General features: G+C 39.6%; 16 protein-coding genes. 11 read left to right on the forward strand and 5 right to left on the reverse strand.

Annotation, left to right across the window (positions count from 1 at the left end):
• Positions 1–275 precede the first annotated feature (275 nt).
• Positions 276–1,781, forward strand: coding sequence for a hypothetical protein (locus AC6I5C_RS07035; protein ID WP_497904551.1), 1,506 nt, complete (start codon positions 276–278; stop codon positions 1,779–1,781).
• Position 1,782: 1 nt separating this feature from the next.
• On the opposite strand, the gene AC6I5C_RS07040 is transcribed toward AC6I5C_RS07035, so the two are convergent.
• The 5 genes from AC6I5C_RS07040 to AC6I5C_RS07060 form a co-directional block, all read right to left on the reverse strand.
• Positions 1,783–3,798, reverse strand: a complete 2,016-nt coding sequence (locus AC6I5C_RS07040; RefSeq protein ID WP_497904552.1) for a DUF2264 domain-containing protein — start codon at positions 3,796–3,798, stop codon at positions 1,783–1,785.
• A gap of 12 nt (positions 3,799–3,810) precedes the next feature.
• Positions 3,811–5,118: a BNR repeat-containing protein gene (locus AC6I5C_RS07045; protein ID WP_497904553.1), complete on the reverse strand. Its 1,308-nt coding sequence runs from the start codon at positions 5,116–5,118 to the stop codon at positions 3,811–3,813.
• Positions 5,119–5,131: 13 nt separating this feature from the next.
• Positions 5,132–6,358 (reverse strand): glycoside hydrolase family 88 protein, encoded by a 1,227-nt coding sequence (locus AC6I5C_RS07050; protein WP_497904554.1) that lies wholly within the window; start codon positions 6,356–6,358, stop codon positions 5,132–5,134.
• Between the two features lie 209 nt (positions 6,359–6,567).
• Complete coding sequence (locus AC6I5C_RS07055) at positions 6,568–7,311, reverse strand: hypothetical protein (RefSeq protein ID WP_497904555.1); 744 nt, start codon at positions 7,309–7,311, stop codon at positions 6,568–6,570.
• A gap of 378 nt (positions 7,312–7,689) precedes the next feature.
• The gene (locus AC6I5C_RS07060; protein WP_497904556.1) at positions 7,690–8,379 is read right to left on the reverse strand and encodes an NUDIX hydrolase; all 690 of its coding nucleotides are present in this window, start codon (positions 8,377–8,379) and stop codon (positions 7,690–7,692) included.
• Positions 8,380–8,616: 237 nt separating this feature from the next.
• On the opposite strand from AC6I5C_RS07060, the gene AC6I5C_RS07065 reads away from it, so the two are divergent.
• The 10 genes from AC6I5C_RS07065 to AC6I5C_RS07110 all read left to right on the forward strand — a co-directional run bounded on the left by AC6I5C_RS07065 (position 8,617) and on the right by AC6I5C_RS07110 (position 25,568).
• Positions 8,617–11,673 (forward strand): SusC/RagA family TonB-linked outer membrane protein, encoded by a 3,057-nt coding sequence (locus tag AC6I5C_RS07065; protein ID WP_497904557.1) that lies wholly within the window; start codon positions 8,617–8,619, stop codon positions 11,671–11,673.
• An 18-nt stretch (positions 11,674–11,691) separates the two neighbouring features.
• Positions 11,692–13,260, forward strand: coding sequence for a RagB/SusD family nutrient uptake outer membrane protein (locus AC6I5C_RS07070; protein ID WP_497904558.1), 1,569 nt, complete (start codon positions 11,692–11,694; stop codon positions 13,258–13,260).
• Between the two features lie 81 nt (positions 13,261–13,341).
• Positions 13,342–14,892: an alpha-N-arabinofuranosidase gene (locus AC6I5C_RS07075; RefSeq protein ID WP_497904559.1), complete on the forward strand. Its 1,551-nt coding sequence runs from the start codon at positions 13,342–13,344 to the stop codon at positions 14,890–14,892.
• Between the two features lie 33 nt (positions 14,893–14,925).
• On the forward strand, positions 14,926–16,503 hold the full coding sequence (locus AC6I5C_RS07080; protein WP_497904560.1) for an arabinan endo-1,5-alpha-L-arabinosidase: 1,578 nt from the start codon (positions 14,926–14,928) through the stop codon (positions 16,501–16,503).
• A gap of 102 nt (positions 16,504–16,605) precedes the next feature.
• Entirely contained in the window at positions 16,606–17,613 is a 1,008-nt protein-coding gene (locus AC6I5C_RS07085) for a glycoside hydrolase family 43 protein (RefSeq protein WP_497904561.1), read from the forward strand.
• Positions 17,614–17,617: 4 nt separating this feature from the next.
• On the forward strand, positions 17,618–18,613 hold the full coding sequence (locus AC6I5C_RS07090; protein WP_497904562.1) for an arabinan endo-1,5-alpha-L-arabinosidase: 996 nt from the start codon (positions 17,618–17,620) through the stop codon (positions 18,611–18,613).
• A 1-nt stretch (position 18,614) separates the two neighbouring features.
• Positions 18,615–20,987 carry a beta-L-arabinofuranosidase domain-containing protein gene (locus AC6I5C_RS07095; protein WP_497904563.1) on the forward strand — a complete coding sequence of 791 codons (2,373 nt, stop codon included), beginning with the start codon at positions 18,615–18,617 and terminating at the stop codon, positions 20,985–20,987.
• Between the two features lie 82 nt (positions 20,988–21,069).
• Positions 21,070–22,413 carry an MFS transporter gene (locus AC6I5C_RS07100; RefSeq protein WP_497904564.1) on the forward strand — a complete coding sequence of 448 codons (1,344 nt, stop codon included), beginning with the start codon at positions 21,070–21,072 and terminating at the stop codon, positions 22,411–22,413.
• A gap of 2 nt (positions 22,414–22,415) precedes the next feature.
• Positions 22,416–23,426, forward strand: a complete 1,011-nt coding sequence (locus AC6I5C_RS07105) for a glycoside hydrolase family 43 protein (protein ID WP_497904565.1) — start codon at positions 22,416–22,418, stop codon at positions 23,424–23,426.
• Positions 23,427–23,531: 105 nt separating this feature from the next.
• On the forward strand, positions 23,532–25,568 hold the full coding sequence (locus AC6I5C_RS07110; protein WP_497904566.1) for an alpha-L-arabinofuranosidase family protein: 2,037 nt from the start codon (positions 23,532–23,534) through the stop codon (positions 25,566–25,568).
• Positions 25,569–25,586: the final 18 nt, after the last annotated feature.

Raw genomic sequence — 25,586 nt, forward strand, 5'->3', positions numbered from 1 at the left:
TTTGTTAATAATTAATCTAAAAGTAAGGTCTTTCTTCAAATATTTTTAGATAAAAAAAGATTGATATATTTGCTCGAATTTTTTGTTCAAATAGCTATTTCCTGTCATTTATTGGAGTATGAAATGAAGTGAAAAGTTGTAGGAATTCGAAAAGAATTTTCAGCTTAGAGCCATTCTTTTGTGCCTTTACAATACTACTGTTTTAATTAACCTACAGAACAGTTTTGCGTGTTTGGATTGTTGCGTTTGGACAAAGCAGACATAACTAAACGAAAGTGAATACGATTTGCCCCAAATTAAACCGTTTTCAAATTCACAGATTTCTACCATCAAAATCAAAGTTGCTTTTGGGTAGTGGGAAAGGATTTGGAATATTAGCCATGCTGTTTTTGGTGCTGGGATGCACCACAACCGAAGAACAGTCTTACTCAATTGAAAATACGAATATCTTTTACGTTTCTCCAAACGGTAACGATTCCAATGATGGACTTTCGCCGGAAACAGCCTGGCAGACTAGTGCTAAGGTGAATAGTGACGATTTTCTTCCGGGATATACAATTCTGTTTGATGGCGGATATACCTATCAAAGTATTGCTTTCGATGCAAACGATGGAGGGGATTCCAATAATAGAATAACGATTTCATCCTATGGAGAAGGTGTGGCTGTTTTTGAAGGGATGGATTTTGTGAACACGTCTGGTTTTACCGTTACTGATGTTGATGTTGTCATTCCACAAGTACCAGAAGGAGAGTTTCCTCGGAATGGTGTAAATCTCTATAGTACTTTGGAAGGAGCTACCAAACTGCAAGGGTTTCAATTTTCCAATTTAAATGTCAGCGGAGGCTATGGCGGGATTGCAATAGAAGGTGTTAACGATACTTCAGGCTTCTCCGATGTGAGTATTCTTAATTGTACGATTTTCAATTGCATGGATAGCGGCATAATATCCAAGGGGTATTTCAATCAAAATAAAGCAGGGTATTCGCATGAACATATTTATGTTCAGGGGTGTACGGTTTATAATATCAGTGGCTGGGATAATCAGTGGAGTCATTCAGGGAATGGTATTGTATTATCTGACGTGCAATTTTCATCCATAAGCAACTGTGTGGTTTACGATAGTGGTTACAATAATACACATTGTGGTGGGAATTGCGGTATTTGGTATTGGGATGCCAAAGATGTGGCTATTGAATACTGCGAGGCTTATAATATCCAAACACAGGGTTGTGATGCTGCAGGCTTTGATTTGGATGGAGGCGTGGTGAATGGCATTATGCAGTACAATTACTCTCATGATAACCATGGAGCTGGATTTCAGGTGGGGCAGTTCAGCGGGGCGCGACCAATGTCCAACATCACTGTGCGCTATAATATATCGGATAACGATGCGAATGGCTATAGCGGAAGTTTGTTTTTGTTTAACATGAGTAGTAAAAACTCGGTGTCAGATATATTCTTTTATAACAACACCGTCGTTCAGGATAATAAATTGGCTTTTAAAACTATAAATAGTTGGGATCCCGAGGTGGTTTATGTGAAAAATAACATCCTGAGTGGAGGAGTGAATTGTGATGATAATATTTCCTTTCAAGGAAATTATTACGAGGAGCCTAACTTGGTCAATTATAAATTGGGATCGAGTTCACCGCTTATCGATGCAGGTGTCAATCTAGACTACAATATCGGGAATTATGATTATTTTGGAAATGCTTCCTTGACCGGTGAATCACAAGATATAGGAGCCCATGAATTTAGTAATACTTTGAGTATAGAGTAGCTTAATTTGAAAACGTACAGGTTTTGGTAGTGCCATCTTTCATTTTGACAATAATCTGGTCATTTTTCAATTTTAGACTTTTTACAGGAACTAAATCCTCTTTACTCCAAGAGTCTCCAGATGCTTTCCAAAGCATCAAAGTAGCAAAAACACTGTCTTCTTTTGGTGTGTATTGGGCAATGGCATTTAAAACACTACTTTCTTTGGAAACAGGATGCAATCCTGCAGTTTCAACAAATTCTAAGTTGTCCCAACCTCTCAGTATGACCATGGCAAGTTGGTAGGCGCCATTATCCATAATCAAAATGTCGTGGCCATCAATGCGTTTCCTTGAGTATTTGATTTCCTGTTCCAATTTAGGAAGGGCGTAATGTCCCAAACGCATTTCCAATGGTTTGCTGGTTGTGTTAAGGTCTACACGCAGTATGCCATTTGGTAAAGGAATGTCGGCCAATTGCATGGTAACGCTTTCATCGGTTTCCAAAACTGCATCTCGATAGTAAATACCGTCCTCAAATTTTTTGAAATCGTAAAGTCTAAATACTTCCCATTCATTTTTTTGGTTTTTGATGGCGTAGTTCATGGAGACTTCTCCGTTTGGTCCATCTGCTTGCCAAGGAAAGGCACTGTTGTAGGACAGTTTATTGTAATTTTCTGAAGAACGGAACTTTTGCCAATCATCCGCTACTTTTTCATGGCACCAAGCACGTATTTCGGAAGCGCCAATATTAGGGTAATCTGTAATTAAGGTGTTTGACTTTTTTTGGAATTTATTGTAAACCGTATCTTTTTTGAAATCGGTTTCCCAAGGGCCGTTGTTTTCTATGGCAGTCCAAAAGGGATTGTTATCAGGAATGAGCAACCCCAGAAAGGCTTTGCCCATCCAATACACGCTGCCGCGACAGCTGTAATTTTGAACGGCAGGTTCAAAATGTCCATAAAAGCCTAAAGTAGGAACTTCGTCTTCCAGAAATTCTGGGTTGGACAAAAACTGCATTAGGACACCAGAGGAAATTCGGCGCATCCAACCATAATTAATGTCTTCATTTTCCAAGGTTCCGAAAAAGGGAAGCGGGCTAATAGATGCAAACCGGTAGCTGATACTTCTGCCATACATGATCATTTCTCCATTTTCTGAAAACAGATAAGGATAATTGTCGGTCATGTCCGTAAAATTGCTGGTGAACTTTGCTGCAATTTCCGGAAGGTACTTCTGTCCGTAAAATTCAGACCATAAAATACCGTAAAGTTGAAAGGCCCACATGCTGTAATAATCATAGGCAGGAGCGTCATTATACCAGCCATCCGCACGGTATTGATCTAGGGATAGATTTAAATATTCGGTTAATAATTCCTCGTTTATGGGGTATCCTTGATCTTTGAAAAAACTCATCACAAAAATGTTGAAAAACCTCCAATTGGAAGGTACAGTTGGTCCATTGCCGTAGCTCAGCATGGTATGGGCTAAGGCGTCCTTTTCCTCTTGGGATAGTGGTTCCCAAATGGCCTCCGGTGCTACAAAAAGTGAAATGGCCAACGCTCCAAACTCTACGAGAATTTGAGTTGGACCCTGATCTTGGGTTCTAGGTGGAATATAGGAGGCCTTAGAAGGATCCAGTAAATTTAAAATTTGAAGGCGATAGTATTTTGCCACATCAATGCCGTTAACCTGTAAGGAGGGATTTTCCTTTAAAAGTGGCGCTGCCACAAACAACGTACGGCATAAGCCTTCTAGCTTTTCCGTTGGTACCTGATCTTCGTTATGCGGATAGCTTTTTCCAGGCAACTTGGGGAACTTCATCGGGTCTTCATAGGAATTGATGTATGAAAAGGCGCCTTCCAATATGTATAATGCGGCATCCCTCCAGTGTTGTTTGGTCATTCCGGTAAAAGGACTCTGTTCGTAATCAGGTTGGTCAATTTGAAAAACAGCCGCAGCCTTTTGGTTGCTTTGGGCATTAAGAGTTGAGAAATTTGCTGCTATAAAGAGTGCTGTTAGTGTAAATATGATTCTCACCGTTTTATTTTTTTAAGGTTGCCAGTCTAAAACTTCAACATCACTTTCTTGAATATCGGATAAGCCTTCACCGTCTACTTGATAGGTTTTTTGTAAAAACAAACTCAGTTTTTTTGAACTTTTCCAAAGTTCCGTGTCTAAAGTCGGTTCCCACGCTTCGTAAGAGTCCTCGGTTACATCCAAAATTTTCCAGTTACTATCAAAAGGAAATGTATTATACGCAATTGATACTTTGCTACCGCGCTCTTCATCCCTGAATATGACAATGATGTCTTTAGAATCCGTTGCTACTATTTGAGGTCTGGAAATAGGGATGGATTTCGTGCCTAGTCCGCTTAGGCTAAAAGGTGTTTTTCTGAAACCTAAATCGACAGTTTGCCATTGGTCTGTTTTGTAGGTGAGATGGAATTGCGGAATCTCACTATCGGCTTCACGCCAATAACTAACAATGAAAGGATTGCCATGCTTGTCGGAGGTCATGGAGGTTTGGTTGATAAGCTCGCTGTTTTGAGGGATGTTTTCAATCACTTCAGCAGAACTTTCTGTAATAGGAAGTTGGTATATTTCTTCTGTCGATTTTTGCCAGGTTTTTCCACCGTCTTTGGAAGTGGCGTAAGCCAAATCATGATTGCTAGCCACATCGGGGCTTTCTCTCCAAACCCAGGAAATATGAATTTGGTCATTTTTGTCTACATAGGCCTGCCAATAGGCATTCCTCAAACCTTCTCCATCTAAAAGATTATCCTGTACCCTGTGCCAAGTTTGGGTTTGGGTATTGTAATGGTTGATGACTAGATTGCCGTTTCCAGAACCTCCATCTCTGTAGAAAAACAGGAGGTTGCCATCCTGTAAGGCGTAGAATTCAGGGTAACTGACCTGTTGCTCTTTATCTCTTAACATTGGTGTTTTCTTGCCAAGTTCCAAAGAATTGGGATGTAGGCTTTTCGCATAGTTAAGCTGATTGTTGTGGTTGCCCCAAGCCACATGTAAAAACCCTTCGCCATCCACCATAATGCTGATGGAGTTATGGGCATCTTCTACATGGGCAGTGTAAGGAGTGACGAAGGTTTCCCATTGGTTGGATTTTAAGAGTCTTTTTCCCAATACCACATTGCCTTCTGGATTATAGTAGGCAATGTACTGGTGTTTGTTGTGCGTTGCTAAAGAATTTTTTCTAAAAATAACCGTATTGATAGAGTTCTTGGCCCATCCTTCACCAACCTTCGAGATGCTGGTTTCTAAAGGTTTTTGGAACGAAGTCTTATGGCAAGACGCTGCCAAAAGAAAAAGTAAAAGATAGGAAAACGTATGTTTTAACATGATTGCCTAATGTCTAATTGATGAGTTCTATTTTGTTTAAATATCTTAAAAGAGCTTCCACGTAATAATAGTCTGCATAGGAGAGGGGAACATCAACCTCGGTATTATCTGGCATATTCCCAACACAGTGTTTGATGATAAAACCGCCTTGTTCATCTTGCGATGCAAAATATTCAGGGGAAGAAAGACTTTTGAGCATTTGTTCGGCAGTGTTAAAATAGATTTTGGCTTTGTCTTCAGAAGCGTAGTTTTTGAGTTCCAAAAAGGCAGAAGCCATGATAGCCGCAGCCGAGGCGTCTCTTTTGGCATTTGGAATATTTGGGGCATCAAAATCCCAATACGGAATTTTATCTTCAGGAAGGTTGGGGTGATTCACGATAAAGTCTGCAATACCCATAGCATGTTCTAAATACTTTTGGTCTTTGGTATATCGGTACATTGTGGTGTAGCCGTACAATCCCCAGGCTTGTCCTCGTGCCCAAGAAGATTCATCAGCATAGCCTTGATCGGTATTTTTCATTTCAACATTTCCTGAAATGGTATCGTAGGAGACAACATGGTAGCTGCTAAAATCTTTACGGAAATGATTGTTTAGCGTGGTATCGGCATGCGTTAGGGCTACTTCGGTAAATTTATGGTTGTTGACATGTTTTCCTGCCCAAAGAAGCATTTCCAGGTTCATCATATTGTCAATGATTACAGGGTATTCCCATTTGTCATTCCACGGTGCAGGATCCCAGGAACGGATAGTTCCCGTTTTTGGATTGAAACGAGAGCTTATAGATTGTGATGCATTTTTGATGATTTCGGCATATTCAGGATTGTGCGTTACTTGATAAGCATTACCAAAACTGCAGAACATCATAAATCCTAAATCGTGGGTGGTTGTATTGTATTGTTCTTTTTCAAGTTCTATCAATTTTGTTTCGGCTGTTTTAAGAAACATGGAATCTTGAGTACCTTCAAATAAATACACCAAAGTACCTGGGTAAAAACCACTGCACCACCAACCAGAGTCACTAAATCTAAGAGTATCATTGGTATAAGTAGTGGGGAATTGGTTGACAGGAACGTTTTTGGAAAGGGTTTTGTAGTTGTTGGCTGCCATTTCCAAATGCTGCTCAGCCCAGTTAGTTTCTGAGTGCTGAGGTTTTTTGTTCTCTGTTTTACAGGAGATAAGGTTAACTGTTAAGCAGAAACTTATCAGGAGGTATGGGACTAATCGATTTTTAAATTTCATTTAATTTTCAGGTGAGAGGTTAATTTTACAACTTAGTTTTGTCATTTATAAAGCACTGTTGTCCTACAAAACTACATGTTTTTTATGGTATTGGGGAACTTGTTATTTGTAAAAAGGCACCCACGTATCACTATGGTTGCTGCTACGTGGATGCCAAGGTGTTATTGGGAAAGATTTATATCAAATGGTATTCGGTTATAAATTTTGTTTTATTCTATAATTTCCACCAATTGTTCCATTTCAACTAATGCACCGTTTACATATTTTTCTTCCTTGATAAAGCCAATGTCTGGGGCGTAATATTTTATTTCGTATTCACCTGTTTCGAAGGGATTTTCGTCTTTGGTCATCAAACAGTTTTGATAGGTTCCTAAATCTATGGAAACCGTTTCGTTGGTACTTAAAACTTCGGCATAATCTTCGGCTTCGTCTTCCCAATATTCTTGGTGGTACGTCTGTCCTACATATGGTGCAATTGGAAGCCAATAACCGGGTAGGGCATCATCTATTCCTGCTTCCCAAGAGCCGTCATTGTCTTCAAAATCTCCATCATCGTCGTAATTTTTAACCGATTCTCCAAAATACCAAAGGTTGCCATTGTCATCTTCGGCAATCCAATCATCGGTATCTTCAATAAGAATACCGTCTTTATAAACCACATCATGTTGGATAAAACAGGTCACTCCCATGACCGTTTTGGTGTTGGTCCTTATTTCTATTCTAATTTCCTCTTCGGGTTCTTCTCCAATATCACCAGCTTCATACACATAGATGGTTCCTGTGGTTTGCGGGCCAAAATAATTGTTGGTGATTGTGGTTGGGTATGTGAAGGTTACTTGCGAAACATCCGGTAGGTCATCGGGAATGTTGTTGGAGGGGGTGGAAGAATCGTCGTCGTTGCTACAAGCCAAAAGGCTTGCAAAGATTGTGATTAATAGCAGTACTTTTTTCATAGCCTTAGATTTTATGTTTGTTTTTAATTACAGCCTAAGTATAAAATAAGGAAGGGATAGCAGTGAACAAGGTTGGAAGGCAATAACCGAGGGATGGATTATTTTGTTGAAAACTATGCAATGATGCTTATTTCACGTAATAAGCATCAATATTTTACCCAAGCTTTGTATTTCGTCTTCCAATTTTAGCTTTTTGGAAGTCATTGGCGGAATGTGATGTAGGTAAAAAGTTTAGTTAATTTTTTAACGTAATATCTTGAAATATATTGTGTTGTGTTTGTGGAGGGGAGGTGGCTGTGTAGTGAATTTATTTGCTTTACTGTTTGTGATGAATTGTGGAATAAAAAAAAGAGAACGGTTACGTTCTCTTTTTGTGTGTTAGATTTTAAAGATAAAGCCTTCGTGGGTTTTTTTGTCGTATTTTTCTTTGTCAAACATGTGAAGGTAAGAACCTTTTCTTGAAGATTCCATGTCCTTTTCATCTAGCTTGATTAAAATATCCAAGGCATTGATTTTACTGATGAAATTCCGTTTGTCCAAGTCTGTGTCCAAAATAGATTCATAGAGTTTTTGCAATTGCCGCATGGTAAACTTTTCAGGTAAGAGTTCAAACCCAATAGGTTTGGTAGAGGCTCTGTATTGTAATCGTTTAATGGCTTGGTCTACCATGTCGTTGTGGTCAAAAATCAGGTTCGGAATTTTATCAATGGTAAACCATTTGGCCGAATAGTGCTCTATGAGTTCTTGGTCGTGGTCTTCAATATTGATAAGTGCATAGTAAGCAACCGAAATGGTGCGCTCTTCAGGATCACGGTCTACTTCACTATAGGTGAAAAACTGTTCCAGATATACTTCGTCAAGACCTGTAAGGTGATTCAAAACCCTATTGGCTGCATCGTCTAGGTTTTCTTCTTTTTTCAAGAATCCTCCAATTAGGGACCATTTTCCTTTTTCGGGTTCAAAATCCCTTTTAATGAGCAAAATTTTCAGCTTGTCTTTGTCAAAGCCAAAAATGATACAGTCCACGGCCAATAAAACCTTGTCTTCTTTACTGTAGTTATTTAGCATCTAAATTTATTTGAGCATTGCTAGGCAACTTTATGAAAAATATTACAATTAATCAATTAAAATTTAATAAATGTAAAAAACACAATTATTAATTCGGTAATAAATATAGTGCTTAAATATGTAATTCTTAAAAAAATCATAAAAAAACTTGCTTATTTGAAAAAACTTTAATTCCTTTGGAAGTGTATAATTAACACTTATAGCTAAATTTTAAAACTAATTCTAAATTATTCTAGTATGATAACAACCAAATTTTTGATTGGTAATCATTTGACACTAAGGGTTCCAAAGTGTCTTTTTGTGATGATTATGGTGCTGTTGTCGGCAACTGGTTTTGCCCAACAGAAAACCATTACTGGAACAGTGACATCGGCCAGAGATGGTATGACACTTCCAGGGGTTAATATTGTTGTGAAGGGGACTTCCAACGGTGCTGCTGCAGATTTTGACGGAAACTATTCTATAACGGCATCTTCGGGTGACGTTTTGGTGTTTTCTTTTGTTGGGTACAAGCAAAAGGAGGTAACCGTGGGAGGTCAAACTGTTATTAATGTGGCCATGGAAGAAGATGTTGCAGCCCTTGACGAAATCGTTGTAGTAGGGTACGGTGCTAAAAAGAAAGAAAATTTAACAGGATCGGTAAGTGTGGTTGACGTAGAGGATGCTAAAAAGACTATTACTTATGATGTTGCTAAAATGATCCAAGGGCAAGCGCCGGGGGTGACTGTACAGTCATCTGGTGAGCCTGGTGGATTTGTAAACATTAAAATTAGAGGGATTACTTCTTTTAGAAACAATAACCCATTGTTCGTTATCGATGGAGTAATTGTTGATAATCCTTATGATTTTGCTACAGGAGACATCGAGTCCATCCAAATTTTGAAAGATGCTTCTTCTGCGGCTATTTACGGGGCTCGTGGAGCCAATGGGGTAGTGATTATTACCACTAAAAAAGGTAAGGAAGGAAAATTGGATATCAGCTATAAAACAACTATTGGTTTCCAGAATGTTGCGAAAAACAGATGGTATGATCTAGCTAATAGGGAGCAGTATCAAGAATTGGTAAGAGTAGCGGAGACCAATGCCAATGCACAAGGATTGGGAGTGCCTACTACGCCAGGGGTGTATCCAGACAACGATTTGTTTATTGATGATGTAGATACCGATTGGCAGGATGAGGCCTTCAGAACTGGTATTTTGGAAAACCACAGTTTGACCTTTAATGGAGGGGCTGAGGTTTTAAGCTATAATGTGAACTTGGATTATTTTAAAAACACTAGTTACTTCGAGACACCTCAAGCTTATGAACGTTACTCTACCAATATTAATTTAAATGGTGAAAAGGGGCGTTTTAAATATGGGGCCAAAGTGGCTTACTCTTTATCTGATAAAGAAAACTTCAACGAGTATTTGGCAGGAACAAGTTCTATCATTAATTTATTGACAGCGGTACCAACCATGCCGGTTTATGATGAAAATAATCTTGGCGGCTATGGTGGAACGGATGGTGTTGCCCAACGTGCCATTTCCTTAAACGTTATTGGATACAACAACCTGATTACCAATGAAAACAAACGTAACCGTTTTGTTGGGAATATTTGGGGTGAATACGAAATCTTAAAAGGTCTTAAATACAGATTGAATGTAAGTGGGGACCGTACCAATTGGAATACCAGATATTTTAATCCAGAGAGTGAATTGGGATGGTATTATGTTACAGGACCAGACGAGGCTTTATTAGATGTGAATAGTGGACATAGTACAAGGACTATTATCAATAATTTATTAACTTATGAGTTAAATCTGGCAGAGAAACATAATTTTAATTTTCTGGGAGGTATGATACAAGAGCGTAACGATTATTATAACTTGAGAGCTTGGGCTACAGGGTATCCTGATGGTACTATTCCTCATTTGGAATATTCAACGCAACCTAGAAATGCTAGTGAATATGAGTCAGCTGAAACCTATAAATCCTACATTGGTAGGTTCGATTATACGTTTGATGATAGATACTTGGTAGAGTTCAATTTTAGACAAGATAAATCGTCAAAATTCTCGGTTAGAAATAACACAGGAAACTATTTCTCTGTATCTGGAGCTTGGAAAGTTCACAACGATATTAACTTACCAGAATGGTGGGATACCTTTAAAATTAGAGGGGGGTATGGAGAATTAGGGAACAATACTATTGGCTTATACGAATTTGCCTTAAATATAAACTCTTTTGCAAACTCAAGTTTTGGAAATGAGACTGCTCCAGGAACTACTGTTGTGAAAATTGTTGATCCAGATATTAAGTGGGAAGACACCTCTTCTGCCAACGTTGCTGCAGAGTTTGGAATGTTCAATAATAGATTGAAGTTTACTGCGGAATATTTCAGAAAGGAATCGGTTGATCTGTTAGCAGATGTGCCAATCCCTTACTCTTCTGGATCATTCCCAATTTTGTTGACAACCAATGCGGGTACCGTACAAAATACTGGTATGGAATTTACTCTGGATTGGGGAGATAGCAAAGAAGATTTTAGCTATAATATTTCTGCAAATCTTGGAACCTTGAAAAACGAGGTAAAGAAAATAGGTACTGATGATACACCAATTACCGCTGGTGTTGGAAGAACTGAAGTAGGGCGTTCGGCTGGTGAAATCTACGTGTATGAAGCAGAAGGAATTTTCCAATCTCAGGAGGAAATTGATAACCATGCTTACCAAACAGGAAATACAGCTCCTGGGGATGTGAAGTTTAAGGATATCAATGGCGATGGTTTTATTACTGATGAGGATAGAACTTTTAAAGGAACCGTAATTCCTAAACTTAATTTTGGTTTAAACCTAAGTGCCCGTTATAAAAACTTTGATGCCTCAGCTTTCTTCACAGGGGCTGCTGGTCATAAAGTATATAACGCTACGTACCAAACATTGATGGGTGGCGATTTGGCCAATATGCATACCGATATGTTGAACTACTGGTCGCCAGATAATACCAATACCAATGTGCCAAGACCAGTGATTGGAGATCCAAACGCCAATAACAGAGCATCAGATAGATTTATTGAAGATGGAGACTTTGTAAGATTACAAAGTTTAGAGCTTGGATTCAATATTCCTTTAGAAACGAAAGTGTTTACGAGAGCCAGAGTGTTTGCTTCAGGTCAAAACTTGTTCGTGATTACCGGTTATAGTGGCTATGACCCTGATTTCATCAGTGATGGTTTGTTTAACAGAGGTACGGAATTTGGATCATTCCCTAACCCAAGAACCTTGGCCTTAGGAGTACAGGTAGACTTTTAATTAGAAACAATTGAGATTATGAAAACTAGACATATATTATATTCAATAGCAGTAGCAACCTCAGTGTTGGCTACCAGTTGTGTGAGCGATGAGGATCTTAACCAAGTAGATCCAAATTATGAAACAGCAGCCTCCTTTTGGCAAAATGACCAGGATGCCTTTGAAGGTGTAAATGCGGTATATGGAGCCTTGTTAAACGATGGAACTTACATGCGTAGTACTCCTTTATTGTTAGATTTAAAAGGTGATTGTACAAGAAGTAATTCGCCTTGGGCAGCCATGGCAAATGTTGGCAAGTTTAATAGCAGTGTTGCAGATGCCGCTATTTATGGATGGGCCTTTGAGATGTATTATCAAGGAATCTTTAGAGCAAATCAGGTACTAGAAAATGTGCCCGGTATTGAAATGGAGGATGCCGATTTAAAAGATAGAATTCTCGGGCAGGCTTATTTTTTGAGAGGCTTGTATTTTTTCCATGCAGTAAACATGTTTAAAAACGTACCATTACCTTTAACGAGTGTAGAAATTTACCACGAGCAAAAAACACAGGAAGAAGGTTGGGCACAGGTAAAGTCCGACTTGGAAATGGCTGCTAGTTTGTTGCCAGTGTCTTATGATGATGTGTCTGGGTTAGATCAAGGTCAAAGAGGACGTGCTACTAAAGGGGCAGCTTTGGCTTACTTAGGGAAAGCACATTTGTTTAACCAAGAGTTTGCAGAAGCAAAAACAGCTTTTGAACAGGTGATAGGTTTAGGGGTTTACGATTTGGTGCCAGACTATACCGACAATTTTACGAAAGTGAATGAAAATAACGTCGAATCTATTTTTGAGGTGCAGTTCAATAGAAATGTAGGAGGTGGAGTTGACCTTGCTTGGGGAGGTACCCCAGGTTCTGGTTGGGGGCAAACCACTGCAAGAGCTATTACTTATGGACCTCCTTTATTTGGCTTTACCGATGTGCAGCCAACATGGACCTTGTTTAATGAATTCCAAGATGAATTGACCGTAGATGGAGAGGTAGATCCAAGATTAGATGCTACCATGTTCTACAACAAGCCAGGGATGATGTTATACGGTGTGTATTTTGCAGATGTGTATGCAGGTAATGATTCCTATTTAAATGAAATTTTCTGTGCCAAATACCAAAACTCTGATGGAAGTCAAGTTGATGAATATGATTGGAGATCAGGGATCAACGAGCGTATCATGCGTTATGCAGATGTCTTGTTGATGTATGCGGAGTGTTTGAACGAATTAGGACAAACCGATGCAGCATACCCTTATATCCAGCAGGTAAGAGACCGTGTGAACTTACCTGATTTGGCAACCGTAAATCCAGGAATGAGTCAAGCGCAAATGCGTGAGCAAATTGGGCATGAGCGCTTCTTGGAGTTTGCCTTGGAAGGGCACCGTTTTGACGATATCCGTCGTTGGGGATGGCTTGAGGATTCTGCTAAATTGGAATGGTTGAAATCTAGAGATCCAGAGTACAACAGCTATGTGCCAGGAAGAGAGTATTTCCCAATTCCACAATCTGAAATGGATAATAACCCGTTAATGACCATTGGTCAAAATGCAGGATATTAATATTTGTTAATTTTGAATTAGTCTTCAGTTACGAAAGACCGCGCCGGTCGCGCGGTCTTTCTTTAAAATAAAAAAAATGATATGAAAAAGAACAGCATTACAACTTTGTTAATCGCTGTATTTTTGTGTTTAGGCCTATCCCTAAGCGCACAGAATGCAGTAGAAGTAACCCTTTCAAAAAAAGAGAACGCACCTCAAATCAGTAAACATATTTATGGCCATTTTGCAGAGCATTTAGGGCGCTGCATCTATGATGGTTTTTATGTGGGAGAAGATAGTCCCATTCCAAATACCAATGGAGTAAGAAATGATATTATTGAAGCACTTAAGGATTTGAAAGTTCCAAATCTTAGATGGCCAGGAGGTTGTTTTGCTGATACGTATCACTGGAAAGATGGTATTGGGCCTAAAGAAGACCGTCCTACTATCGTGAACCAATGGTGGGGAGGATCAACCGAAGATAATAGTTTTGGAACTCACGACTTCCTAAATTTATGTGAAGCCTTGAATGCGGAACCATATTTGGCTGCCAATGTTGGCAGTGGAACGGTTCAGGAATTTGCCGAGTGGTTGCAATATGTAAACCATGACGGTATTAGTCCTATGGCCAAATTAAGACGTGAAAATGGTCGTGAAAAACCATGGAACGTTAGAATTTGGGGTGTAGGAAATGAAATGTGGGGATGCGGTGGTAACATGCGTCCAGAATACTATGCCGATGTGTATAGAAAGTATGCTACTTTCATGACCGATTGGACCAATAGCAATGCTTTATTTAGAGTTGCTTCTGGAGCAAACAGTGAAGATTACCATTGGACAGAAGTGTTGATGCGTGATATTCCTAAAAATTTAATCGATGGTGTGGCATTGCACCACTATTGTGTGTTGGATTGGGGAGATAAAGGTCCAGACAAATCCTTTACAGATGCTCAATACTTCAAGATCATGCAACAAGCCATAAAAATGGATGAGCTAATAACGAAACATACGGCTATCATGGATAAGTATGATGCCGAACATAAAATTGCCCTAGTAGTTGACGAATGGGGAGGCTGGTATGACGGTGAAGCCCAAGATAAAGGGGTGTTGTACCAACAGAACACGATGCGTGATGCTATGATTGCTGGGGTAACCTTAAATATTTTCAATAACTGGGCAGATAGAGTAAAGGTGGCCAACCTCGCACAAACGGTAAATGTATTGCAAGCAGTAATCTTGACAGAAGGAAACAAGATGTTGTTAACTCCAACCTACCATGTTATGAAGATGTACAATGTACACCAAGATGCTACATTAATGCCAGTGTCATTCACATCGCCTCAATATACTTTGGACGGTCAATCCTTACCGGCTGTTTCAATTTCGGCATCTTACAATGCTAAGAATGAAAAGCACATTTCTTTGGTGAACATTGATCCTACAAAAGAACATACTATCAGTATTGATGTAGATGTATTGAAGATTAAAAATGTGACAGGTACGGTATTGACGTCTTCCGATGTACACGATTATAACTCTTTTGATAATCCTAGTAAAATTGCTCCAGTAGCATTTAAGGATTTCAAATTGAAGAAAGGGAAACTTCAGATTACGGTTCCTGCTTTATCTGTAGTAGTATTGGAAGCTAAATAATATATAGTCATGATAACTATCAAAAGAATATTTATGATACTGTTGATTTTTGGAACAGCCTTAGGCTGTTCCAAAGACGACAGCACCACAGAAGACCCTATCGGAGGTGAAGATCCTACAGATGATGACCCAATAGAAAATACCTTTGATGGTCCAACTTACTCTGATAATTATACACCGATTTCTTCATGGTCCAATAGAAGCAATTGGAATCTAGCCAATGTGCATGATCCAACAGTAGTAAAGCAAGACAATTATTTTTACATGTACCAAACCGATGCGTCCTACGGGAATGCCCATGACGGACATGGCCATTTTCATGGTCGACGCTCTACCGATTTGGTGAATTGGGAATATTTGGGAAGTACTATGGATAATGCGCCTGCTTGGGTAAAGGATTCCATGAATACCAAAAGAGCACAAATGGGATTGCCTGAAATCGATAGTCCCAACTATGGCTATTGGGCACCATGTGTAAAAAATGTGAATGGTGTTTACAGAATGTACTACAGTATTGTGGTGGATGAGTTGATTGAGGGAACCGATCCATGTGCCTCTTGGGGAGAGCGTCCTTATATTGGGATGATGGAAACTACCGATTTGGCTTCCAACAATTGGGAAGATAAAGGTATGGTAGTTACGGCCATTCCTGATGGAATTGAAGATCGTTACAGAACGAGTTGTAACGACTGGAGTTCCTACTATAAATTTAATGGTATCGACCCTAGTTATATTGTAACTCCAGGAGGGGAACATTGGTTGGTCTATGGTTCTTGGATGACAGGGATTGCAGCCGTACAGTTGGATCCTGCTACAGGAAAACCATTTCAATTGGACACCGTTGAGGATTATGGTACGAGAATCGCAGGACGTGGTAATATAAATACCAATAGATGGCAAGGAACTGAAGGTGCCGAGATCATTTACAATCCAGATACCGGATATTATTACCTGTTTTTGGCTTATGACGAATTGTCTAAAGCTTACAACACAAGAGTTGCAAGGGCTACCGATATTATGGGGCCCTATTACGGTATCGATAATCAAAATGTATCAGAAGGAGCCGAGTGTTGGCCAATGTTAACACATCCTTATCAGTTCAACAATCATACGGGATGGGTTGGAATTTCACACTGTACCGTGTTTCAGGATGAAGCCACTCAAAAGTGGTATTTCTCCTCTCAGGCTAGGTTGCCAGAAGGGGTTCCTGGAATCAATGTGTCCAATGCTGTGATGATGGGGCATGTTAGGGAGTTAAAATGGACTTCAGATGGATGGCCTGTGGTGGCACCTGAAAGATATGCCGCAGTTCCTGAAACCGAAATTACTGCTGAGGACATTTCTGGAATTTGGGAACAAATCACAATGGACTACCAATATCAAGTAATGCAAACCTCAGAAACCATCGTGTTTAACAGTAATGGAACGTTATCTGGTGCTGTTTCAGGAACATGGAGCTTGGATACGGACACTAATACGCTAACCATAAACGGGAATGAGTGTAAGTTGTTTGATGCTTGGGATTGGGAAAGTTCACCAAGAAAAGTGACAATTTCATATTCCGGTTTAACCGTTGATGGAAAACCTATTTGGGCTAAAAAAATAAATTAATTAATGATGAAACGACTATGAATTTTTAGATGCTTAACGAACTGATGAAGTATCAAAAAATCATATAAAGTTCCATCTGACAATTGAAATAAAATCGAACAGATGAAATATAGTATTGCACTAACACTAGGTGTGGCCTTGTTCATGTCATGTAAAGAACAGAATAAGACTCATGAAATTGCAGAGGTGACGCCTTCTGAAAAAGTGGTTGTAAAAGCATCATTACAGTTCAATAACCCAATCATTAAAGATAAGTTTACCGCAGATCCTGCTGCCTTGGTGCACGATGGAACGGTGTACTTATATGCTGGCCATGATGAAGCGCCAAACGATTTTCATTTCTATAGAATGAACGAATGGTTGGTGTATTCTTCTACAAATATGGTAGATTGGCAGGAACATCCTGTGCCATTAAAACCTTCAGATTTTAAATGGGCCAAAGGCGATGCTTGGGCTGCTCAGGTAATCGAGCGAAACGGAAAATTCTATTGGTATGTTACCGTAGAACATGACGATACCCATCCAGGCAAAGCAGTTGGAGTGGCAGTGGCCGATTCTCCAATAGGACCTTTTAAGGATGCTCTAGGAAAAGCTTTGGTGACCAATGATATGACAACGCATACCGATATTTCTTGGGATGATATTGATCCGTCGGTAATTATCGATGATGACGGTCAGGCTTATTTATTTTGGGGGAATACCGTGTGCAAGTATGCTAAGTTGAAAGAGAATATGGTAGAACTTGACGGGCCAATCCATGTGATTGATGTACCTAAGTTTACCGAAGCACCTTGGATTCATAAAAAAGGTGATTGGTATTATTTATCGTACGCCTCAGAATTCCCAGAAAAAATTGTGTATGCCATGAGTAAATCGGTTACTGGACCATGGGAATATAAAGGGATCTTAAATGAGCTGGCAGGTAATAGCAATACTAACCACCAAGCAATTATTGAGTATAAAGGAAAGGATTATTTCATCTATCATACGGGAGGTATCAATCCTAATGGAGGAAGTTTTAGAAGATCGGTGTGTATCGATGAGTTAAACTATAACCCAGATGGTACGCTGCAACGTGTAATAATGACTTCTGAAGGAATTCAAAAATAGAGTTATGAAATTTATAAAGCAATCTATAGCAGTCTTTGCTTTGTTGGCAGGGATGGTGGTGTCGGCCCAAACAGATAAGCCTATTACCCATGATCCTGTCATAGCGAAACAGGGAGATACCTATTATTTATTCTGTACAGGACCGGGGATTACAAGTTTCACATCCAAGGATTTAAAAACATGGACACAGGCCGATCCTGTGTTCTCAGTAAATCCAAAATGGGCTAAAGAAGTAGCGCCTGGATTCAATGGACATATTTGGGCCCCGGACATTACATTGCATAAGGGTACCTACTATTTGTATTATTCAATTTCTGCTTTTGGAAAAAACACATCCGCGATAGGTTTGGTAACCAATACGACCTTAAATCCTAAGGATAAAAATTACCAATGGGAAGATCAAGGAATTGTCATTCAGTCCATCCCGAATAGGGATTATTGGAATGCCATTGACCCTAATTTAATCTTTGACGAACAAGGAACACCTTGGATGGCTTTTGGATCGTTTTGGGGAGGGCTCAAAATGGTGAAAATGGCACAAGATTTAAAATCACTTGCAGAGCCCGAAGAGTGGTATACCATTGCTCGTCGGGAGCGTTCATTTGAAAAAGAAGATGCTGATGCCGGGGATGCCGCTTTGGAAGGGCCGTTCATTTTCAAAAAGGGCGATTATTACTATCAGTTTTTGTCTTGGGACTATTGCTGTCGTGGAGAAAACAGTACCTATAAAGTTGTGGTTGGACGCTCCAAAACAGTCACGGGACCATATGTAGATAGAAACGGAAAGTCCTTAAATGAAGGAGGCGGAACTTTGGTGCTTGAAGGCAATGACAAATGGTATGGCGCAGGGCATAATAGTGTGTATACCTTCAATGGTAAGGATTATATTTTCTTCCATGGTTATGATGCATCCGATAAAGGTTTACCTAAACTTCGAGTTTCTGAATTGAAATGGGATGCCGATTTATGGCCAAGTCTAAAAGACAATGTACTTGATTAAAATGAAATCATTAATAGCAAGTTTGGGAATTATTTGCACGCTGACGGCCACGGCACAAGAAGCGGTAAACCTATTCCCATTAAATCAAGTTTCTGTGACTTCCGGTGTATTTAAGGAAGCCGCAGAAACTGATTTTAATTATATACAACAGTTAAACCCAGATAGACTGCTGTCGCCATTTCTTCGAGAAGCAGGTTTGGTGCCTAAAGCGCCATCTTACACCAATTGGGAAAATACAGGATTGGATGGGCATACTTTCGGACATTATTTGTCGGCTTTGTCTATGTATTACGCTTCAACAAATAATACAAAAGCCAATGAATTGATCGATTACGTGCTGTCCGAATTGCAGCGTGTTCAAAAGGCAAACGGCACTGGGTACATTGGTGGAATCCCAGGCAGTAAAGCTTTATGGTCCGAAATTGAAAATGGACACATCAATGCAGGAAGTTTCAGTTTGAACGATAAATGGGTGCCACTTTATAACATCCATAAAACCTTTGCAGGCTTAAAGGATGCTTGGGTATATACCCAAAAACCTCAAGCCAAAACCATGTTGGTTACTTTAACCGATTGGTTTATTGGGGTGACCAAAAACTTATCCGAGGCACAGGTGCAAGACATGTTGCGTTCGGAACATGGTGGATTGAATGAAGTGTTCGCAGAGTTGTATCACATCACAGGGGAAACAAAATATTTGCAGTTGGCCAAGCGCTTTTCTGAAAAAGCCTTGTTAGAGCCATTGTCAGGAAACAAAGATATTTTAACAGGCATGCATGCCAATACGCAGATTCCGAAATTTATTGGGTTCGAGCGTATTTCACAGTTGGATCATGACGCTATTTACCATGATGCAGCTTATAATTTTTACAACAATGTTACTAAGGAGCGCACTCTAAGCATTGGCGGGAATAGTGTTCGGGAACATTTTAACCCAATCGATGATTTTAGTGATGTGCTAAGTAGTCAAGAGGGACCTGAGACCTGTAACACCTACAATATGCTAAAGTTGAGCAAGCTTTTGTTTGAGGATACCGCCAACGAAGCGTATATCGATTTTTACGAACGTGGCCTTTACAATCATATTTTGTCTTCTCAAAATCCTAAGGGAGGCTTCGTGTATTTCACTCCAATGCGTTCGGGGCATTACCGAGTGTACTCGCAACCGGAAACCAGTTTTTGGTGTTGCGTGGGCTCTGGGATGGAAAACCATACCAAATACAATGAACTGATTTATGCCCAAAGCGAAGATACACTTTATGTGAATCTTTTCATGCCTTCCAAAGTAAATTGGGAAGCGCAACAAGCAAGCATTACACAAGAAACCAAGTTTCCAGAGGAAGCTGCTACTGCCTTGATTTGGGAGAGTAAAAAAGCAAGGAAAGCCACCTTGATGTTGCGATATCCACAATGGGTGGAAGCCGGTGATTTAAAAATTTCTATTAATGGAAAATCTATGGAGGTTGAAGGAACTCCAGGATCTTATATTCCAATTTATAGAAAATGGAAATCTGGTGACCGAATCACTATGGAATTGCCAATGCATTTAAGTTTGGAGCAAATCCCTGATCAGTCAGGCTATGTGTCTGTAAAATATGGACCAATTGTTTTGGCTGCAGTAACTGGAGATGACCATCAAGATGGTTTGTTTGCCGACGATAGTCGTGGAGGTCATATTGCCCACGGACCGTTTTTACCAATGACAGAGGCTCCAATGTTCCTCGCAGAAAAAGGAGAGGATATTTTAACAAAAATAAAGCCGGTACAAGGAAAGCTGCTACAGTTTACAGTAGAAGATATAGTATATCCACAAAACTATAAGAATTTGGTACTTCAGCCATTTTATAAAATCCATGAAAAGCGCTATGCTATTTATTTCAAAAATGAAACACCTGAAGGTTTAGCGCAAATGCAACGTGAGTTGGCAGAAAAGGAAAAAGCCCAAGCCTATTTACGTTCCATAACCTTGGATTATGTGGCGCCGGGAGAACAGCAGCCGGAGTCAGACCATGGTTTTAAATCAGAGCGTTCCAATTCAGGAGTGAACCAAAACCGTCACTGGCGAGATGCTTCGGGTTGGTTTAGTTACGAGCTTAAAAATAAGGAAGCTGAAGCAAAAGCTTTACGCATCACCTATTTTGGCTTGGACGCCAATAGGAATTTTAAGATTAGTGTGAATGGACAGACTATTGCCAATCCCAAACTAAAAGGAAATAAAGGTAATATGTTTTTTGAAGTGGATTATGAATTGCCGGAGAATGTTGTGAAAGATAACGAACTTTTAGAAGTGCGTTTTGAAGCGGATGAAAATTCAACAACGGCAGGAATTTATGGGGTACGCTTAATGAGTGTCTCTGGTACTTCAAATGAATAGAAAACAAGAAAAAAATAATTGCTAATAGAGATCAATGAAAATTGTGCCTCACTGCTAGAAATAGCATTTTGAAAAAGACCATATGAAATCAGAAAATCAAAAATTAAGCCTACTTGAAAAAATTGGATATGGCTCTGGAGACGCAGCGGTAAATGTTGTGATATCTTCCATGTTCCTTATCATCACCTTCTTTTATACCGATGTCTTTGGGTTAAAACCCAAAGACATGGCACTGTTGTTTTTATTGGTAAGATTAATCGATGCTGTTACCGACCCTTTAATGGGATTGATCACCGATAAGTTCACAACTAAATGGGGGCGTTATAGACATTACTTTTTGTTCTTGGCGGTGCCTTTTGGAATTTCGGTATTCTTAACCTTTACCACACCTGATTTTGATTATGCCGGTAAAATGATCTATGCGTACATCACGTACATATTTGTGACGATTATGTTTACATCGGTAACAATTCCGTATATCTCCTTAATTGGGGTGTTGACCAGCGATCCTCAAGAACGTTTGTCGGCTAATGGTTACAGACTGTTCTTTGCGAAGGTTGCAGCTTTCTTGGTGTCTATCGTCGTACCTATTTTGGCAGATAAGTTTGGAAAAGATGATTTGGGTAGAGGCTATCAAATGGCCATGGGTTTAATGGCCCTTTTAGGAACCCTATTGTTCTTATTTAGCTTTTTTACCACAAGAGAACGCGTAGAACATGTGGTAGAGGATAAGCCTTTGAAAGAACAGTTTCAGTTGTTGTTGAAAAATGGTCAGTGGACTCTTTTGTTTGGGGTATGTTTCTTCGGTACCGTTGGTTACGTAATCCGTAATTCTGTTGCTATTTTCTATGCTAAATATTTCTTGGGTGGTGATGCCAGTGTGCAATCATCGTTTATGGCAACTGGTGTTGCGGCGGCGATTTTAGCAATGCCAGCCTCTACATTTATTACTAAAAAATACTGTAAAGTAAAATTATTTAAATGGTCCCAAATTGCGGTGGGAGTGATTAGTCTTATTATGTTATTGGTAGTACAGCCAGGAAACCTTGTGATGGCCTATGTATTGTATTTCATCTTGTCTTTTGTAGTCGATTTACATGCGCCGGTATTTTGGTCGGCCATTGCAGAAGCGGTAGATTATGGGCATGCCGAATCAGGAAAACGCGTGTCAGGGTTGTCCTTTGGAGGGATTTCCTTTGCTCAAAAATTGGGAATGGGAATTGCAGGAGCTGCCGTAGGATATTTATTGGATTTCTTCGAATATGTACCAAAAGCAGAAACGCAAACCGACTTTGCCCTTTGGGGAATCGCCTTAATGCTAACAGTAATTCCAGGAATCTTCCATGTGATTATGGGAGGCATGATGTTCCGCTATAAAATCACTGATTCATATTACGAAACAATTAAAAAGAAATTAAATATATAACAATGAAGATGGAGAGTTCTGAGAAAAATGCACCGATTGTAGAACAACGTGCCGACCCGTTTATTTATAAGCATACTGATGGTTATTACTATTTCACGGGGTCTGTGCCAACCTATGATCGTATTGAATTGAGAAGAGCGAAAACAATTGCTGAATTGCAGAATGCCGAAACCTTTGATGTGTGGTTCAAGCATGAAAGCGGGCCAATGAGCCGTCATATTTGGGCGCCTGAGATTCATTATTTGGATGGGAAATGGTATGTGTATTTTGCGGCTAGTGAAGAGGAGGATATCTGGGCATTGCGACCTTATGTTTTAGAGTGTACAGGTGAAGACCCTCTTAATAATGAATGGATTGAGTTGGGGATGATGCAAGCTGCCGATGGTGACGAAAAATCATTCATCGACTTTTCATTGGATGGTACCGTGTTTGAAAATAATGGCAAGCGTTATTTCTGTTGGGCTGAAAAAACAGGAGGTCAATTTGCGGCGTCCAATTTGTATTTGGCAGAAATGGAATCGCCAATCAAACTTAAAACAACTCAGTTTATGCTGACCACGCCAGATTACGATTGGGAACGTATTGGTTTTTGGGTGAATGAAGGTCCAGCCGTTCTAAAACACAACGACAAAATATTTATCACCTTTTCGGCTAGTGCCACTGGATCCTGTTATTGTATGGGCTATATGGAAGCGGATGAAACTGCCGATTTACTAGATAGAAATTCATGGACAAAAACCAGATATCCAGTATTGGAAACCAATTACGATAAGAAAATTTTTGGCCCAGGGCATAATTGCTTTACCGTGGCAGAAGATGATACAACACCGCTGTGCATCTATCACGCAAGAGATTATGAAAATGCAGTTGGCGATCCTACCGTGGTTCCAAAAACAGATACTAGACCATTGGAGGAGATTGTGGCCGACCCACTATACGATCCAAACCGACATGCAAGAATGTTAGAGGTGAGCTACGACAGTAACGGAAAACCGCTTTTTGAATTGTATTAAATTTTGTCTTTTGGTTAAATAGTGTCCCAAGGATGAACGATTACCATCCATGGTTGGCATAAAATTTATAGAATTTTGATGCATAAATTATTTGCAAATTTTTAAATGAAAAAAACAGTTTTAAAACCAGTGGTTTTAGTTGCCATGGCAATTTGTGGTTTCTTTGGATGTAAAAAGAAAGTAGGGGAAACGTCTATTCCCGAAACAAATATTGCTTCAAAGGAAATTACACAACTAGTGGTTGATTTAAATGATACAGGTGTCAAAATTCAACCTACCATGTACGGAATCTTTTTTGAGGATATCAACTTTGCTGCTGATGGAGGCCTTTATGCCGAAATGGTGAAAAACCGTTCGTTTGAGTTCTTAAACCCAAAAATGGGCTGGAAGGAACCTAATAGTAATACGCATAGTCATAATACGGAATCAGGGTATTTAAGTCCAATTAAGTATACAGGTGAAAATACCAATCATACCTATGCTCGTGTGGAGGTGAAAGGAGCAAACTACGAATTGCTCAATGAAGGGTTTAGAGGTATGGGTATTAAAAAGGATGCTCAATACAACCTGACCTTGGATGCGAAAATGGTAAGCGGGGATATTCAAAAAATCCGGTTTCAGTTTATAGACTCCCTAAACCAAGTTTTAGGGGAAACTAGCATTGTCCCAAAAGGAACTTCGTGGACGAACTACGAGGCGCAATTGGCAGCCAATCAAACCCAAATGAATGCCCAACTAAAAATCACGTTTGAAGGTACAGGCGTTATTGATTTGGATATGATTTCCTTGTTTCCCGAAGATACTTGGAAAGGTAGAAAGAAAGGATTACGAAAGGATATCGTTGAGTTGTTGGATGGCTTAAATCCTGGATTTTTAAGGTTTCCTGGCGGCTGTATTGTTGAAGGAAGAACTTTGGAACGACGCTACCAATGGAAAAAAACTGTTGGTGATATTGACGATAGAGAAATTTTGGTGAACCGTTGGAATACGGAGTTTGCGCATAAACCAGCTCCAGATTATTACCAAAGTTTCGGTGTTGGCTTTTTTGAATATTTCCAGCTATCGGAAGATTTAGGTGCTGAGCCACTTCCTATTTTGAGTTGCGGAATTGCTTGTCAGTTTAACACAGGTGAGTTGGTTCCTATGGATGGTTTGGATCCTTATGTTCAAGATGCTTTGGATTTAATAGAATTTGCCAACGGAAGTACTTCTACAACTTGGGGAAAACTACGTGCCGACATGGGTCACCCTGAGCCTTTCAACTTAAAATATTTAGGGGTAGGGAATGAGCAATGGGGACCCGCTTATATTGAGCGTTACAAGGTGTTTCATAAGGCTATAAAAGCTAAATATACTGAGATTATCATAGTATCTGGTAGTGGACCATTTCCAGATGGAGACCAATTTGAATATGGTTGGGAGGAACTCAAGAAAATGAATGCCGAGATTGTAGATGAACATTATTATCGTTCTCCAGAATGGTTTTTGGAAAACGCCAACAGATATGACAGTTATGACCGAAATGGGCCAAAAGTCTTTGCTGGAGAGTATGCCGCACATCCCAAAGACGTGGAAGACGGTCCTAAAGAGAATAATTGGTTGGCAGCACTTTCTGAAGCGGCATTCATGACAGGATTGGAACGCAATGCCGATATGGTGCAATTAACATCTTATGCTCCTTTGATGGCGCATATTGATGCATTTCAATGGGCTCCAGATATGATTTGGTTTAACAATTTGGAAGCTTATGGAACGCCCAATTATTATGTGCAAAAGCTGTATGCCAATAATCCTGGAACAGATTTGTTAAAAATTACCAAGGATGGGCAACCACTAATTGGCCAAGAGCAATTGTATGCTTCGGTGGTAAAGGATGTCAACACAAATGAGCTGATAGTGAAATTGGTGAATACAGCAGAAGAGGGGAAGCGTATTTTACTAAACATGAGTGAGGATACTTTAGAAGAAAAAGGAACTTTGATTATTCTTCAAAGTGGTGATAGAGGACTTAGTAATTCCTTTAAATCACCAAAAGCAATAGGCCCAAAAACTAATGAAATTGAATTGAAGAATGGGGAGCTTGAAATAGAATTAGAGCCTAGTTCTTTGAATGTGTTAAAACTAAAATTTAAAAGTGTATAAAATACACTTATTTTGATG

The organism is Mangrovimonas sp. sgz306409 (assembly GCF_059735265.1).

Excerpts from the sequence above, each read along its gene's own strand:
- AC6I5C_RS07090 (WP_497904562.1), top strand. The coding sequence starts at position 17,618 with ATGAAATTTATAAAGCAATCTATAGCAGTCTTTGCTTTGTTGGCAGGG.
- AC6I5C_RS07055 (WP_497904555.1), bottom strand. The coding sequence starts at position 7,311 with ATGAAAAAAGTACTGCTATTAATCACAATCTTTGCAAGCCTTTTGGCT.
- AC6I5C_RS07070 (WP_497904558.1), top strand. The coding sequence starts at position 11,692 with ATGAAAACTAGACATATATTATATTCAATAGCAGTAGCAACCTCAGTG.
- AC6I5C_RS07050 (WP_497904554.1), bottom strand. The coding sequence starts at position 6,358 with ATGAAATTTAAAAATCGATTAGTCCCATACCTCCTGATAAGTTTCTGC.
- AC6I5C_RS07095 (WP_497904563.1), top strand. The coding sequence starts at position 18,615 with ATGAAATCATTAATAGCAAGTTTGGGAATTATTTGCACGCTGACGGCC.
- AC6I5C_RS07085 (WP_497904561.1), top strand. The coding sequence starts at position 16,606 with ATGAAATATAGTATTGCACTAACACTAGGTGTGGCCTTGTTCATGTCA.
- AC6I5C_RS07065 (WP_497904557.1), top strand. The coding sequence starts at position 8,617 with ATGATAACAACCAAATTTTTGATTGGTAATCATTTGACACTAAGGGTT.
- AC6I5C_RS07110 (WP_497904566.1), top strand. The coding sequence starts at position 23,532 with ATGAAAAAAACAGTTTTAAAACCAGTGGTTTTAGTTGCCATGGCAATT.
- AC6I5C_RS07045 (WP_497904553.1), bottom strand. The coding sequence starts at position 5,118 with ATGTTAAAACATACGTTTTCCTATCTTTTACTTTTTCTTTTGGCAGCG.
- AC6I5C_RS07105 (WP_497904565.1), top strand. The coding sequence starts at position 22,416 with ATGAAGATGGAGAGTTCTGAGAAAAATGCACCGATTGTAGAACAACGT.
- AC6I5C_RS07075 (WP_497904559.1), top strand. The coding sequence starts at position 13,342 with ATGAAAAAGAACAGCATTACAACTTTGTTAATCGCTGTATTTTTGTGT.
- AC6I5C_RS07060 (WP_497904556.1), bottom strand. The coding sequence starts at position 8,379 with ATGCTAAATAACTACAGTAAAGAAGACAAGGTTTTATTGGCCGTGGAC.
- AC6I5C_RS07100 (WP_497904564.1), top strand. The coding sequence starts at position 21,070 with ATGAAATCAGAAAATCAAAAATTAAGCCTACTTGAAAAAATTGGATAT.
- AC6I5C_RS07080 (WP_497904560.1), top strand. The coding sequence starts at position 14,926 with ATGATACTGTTGATTTTTGGAACAGCCTTAGGCTGTTCCAAAGACGAC.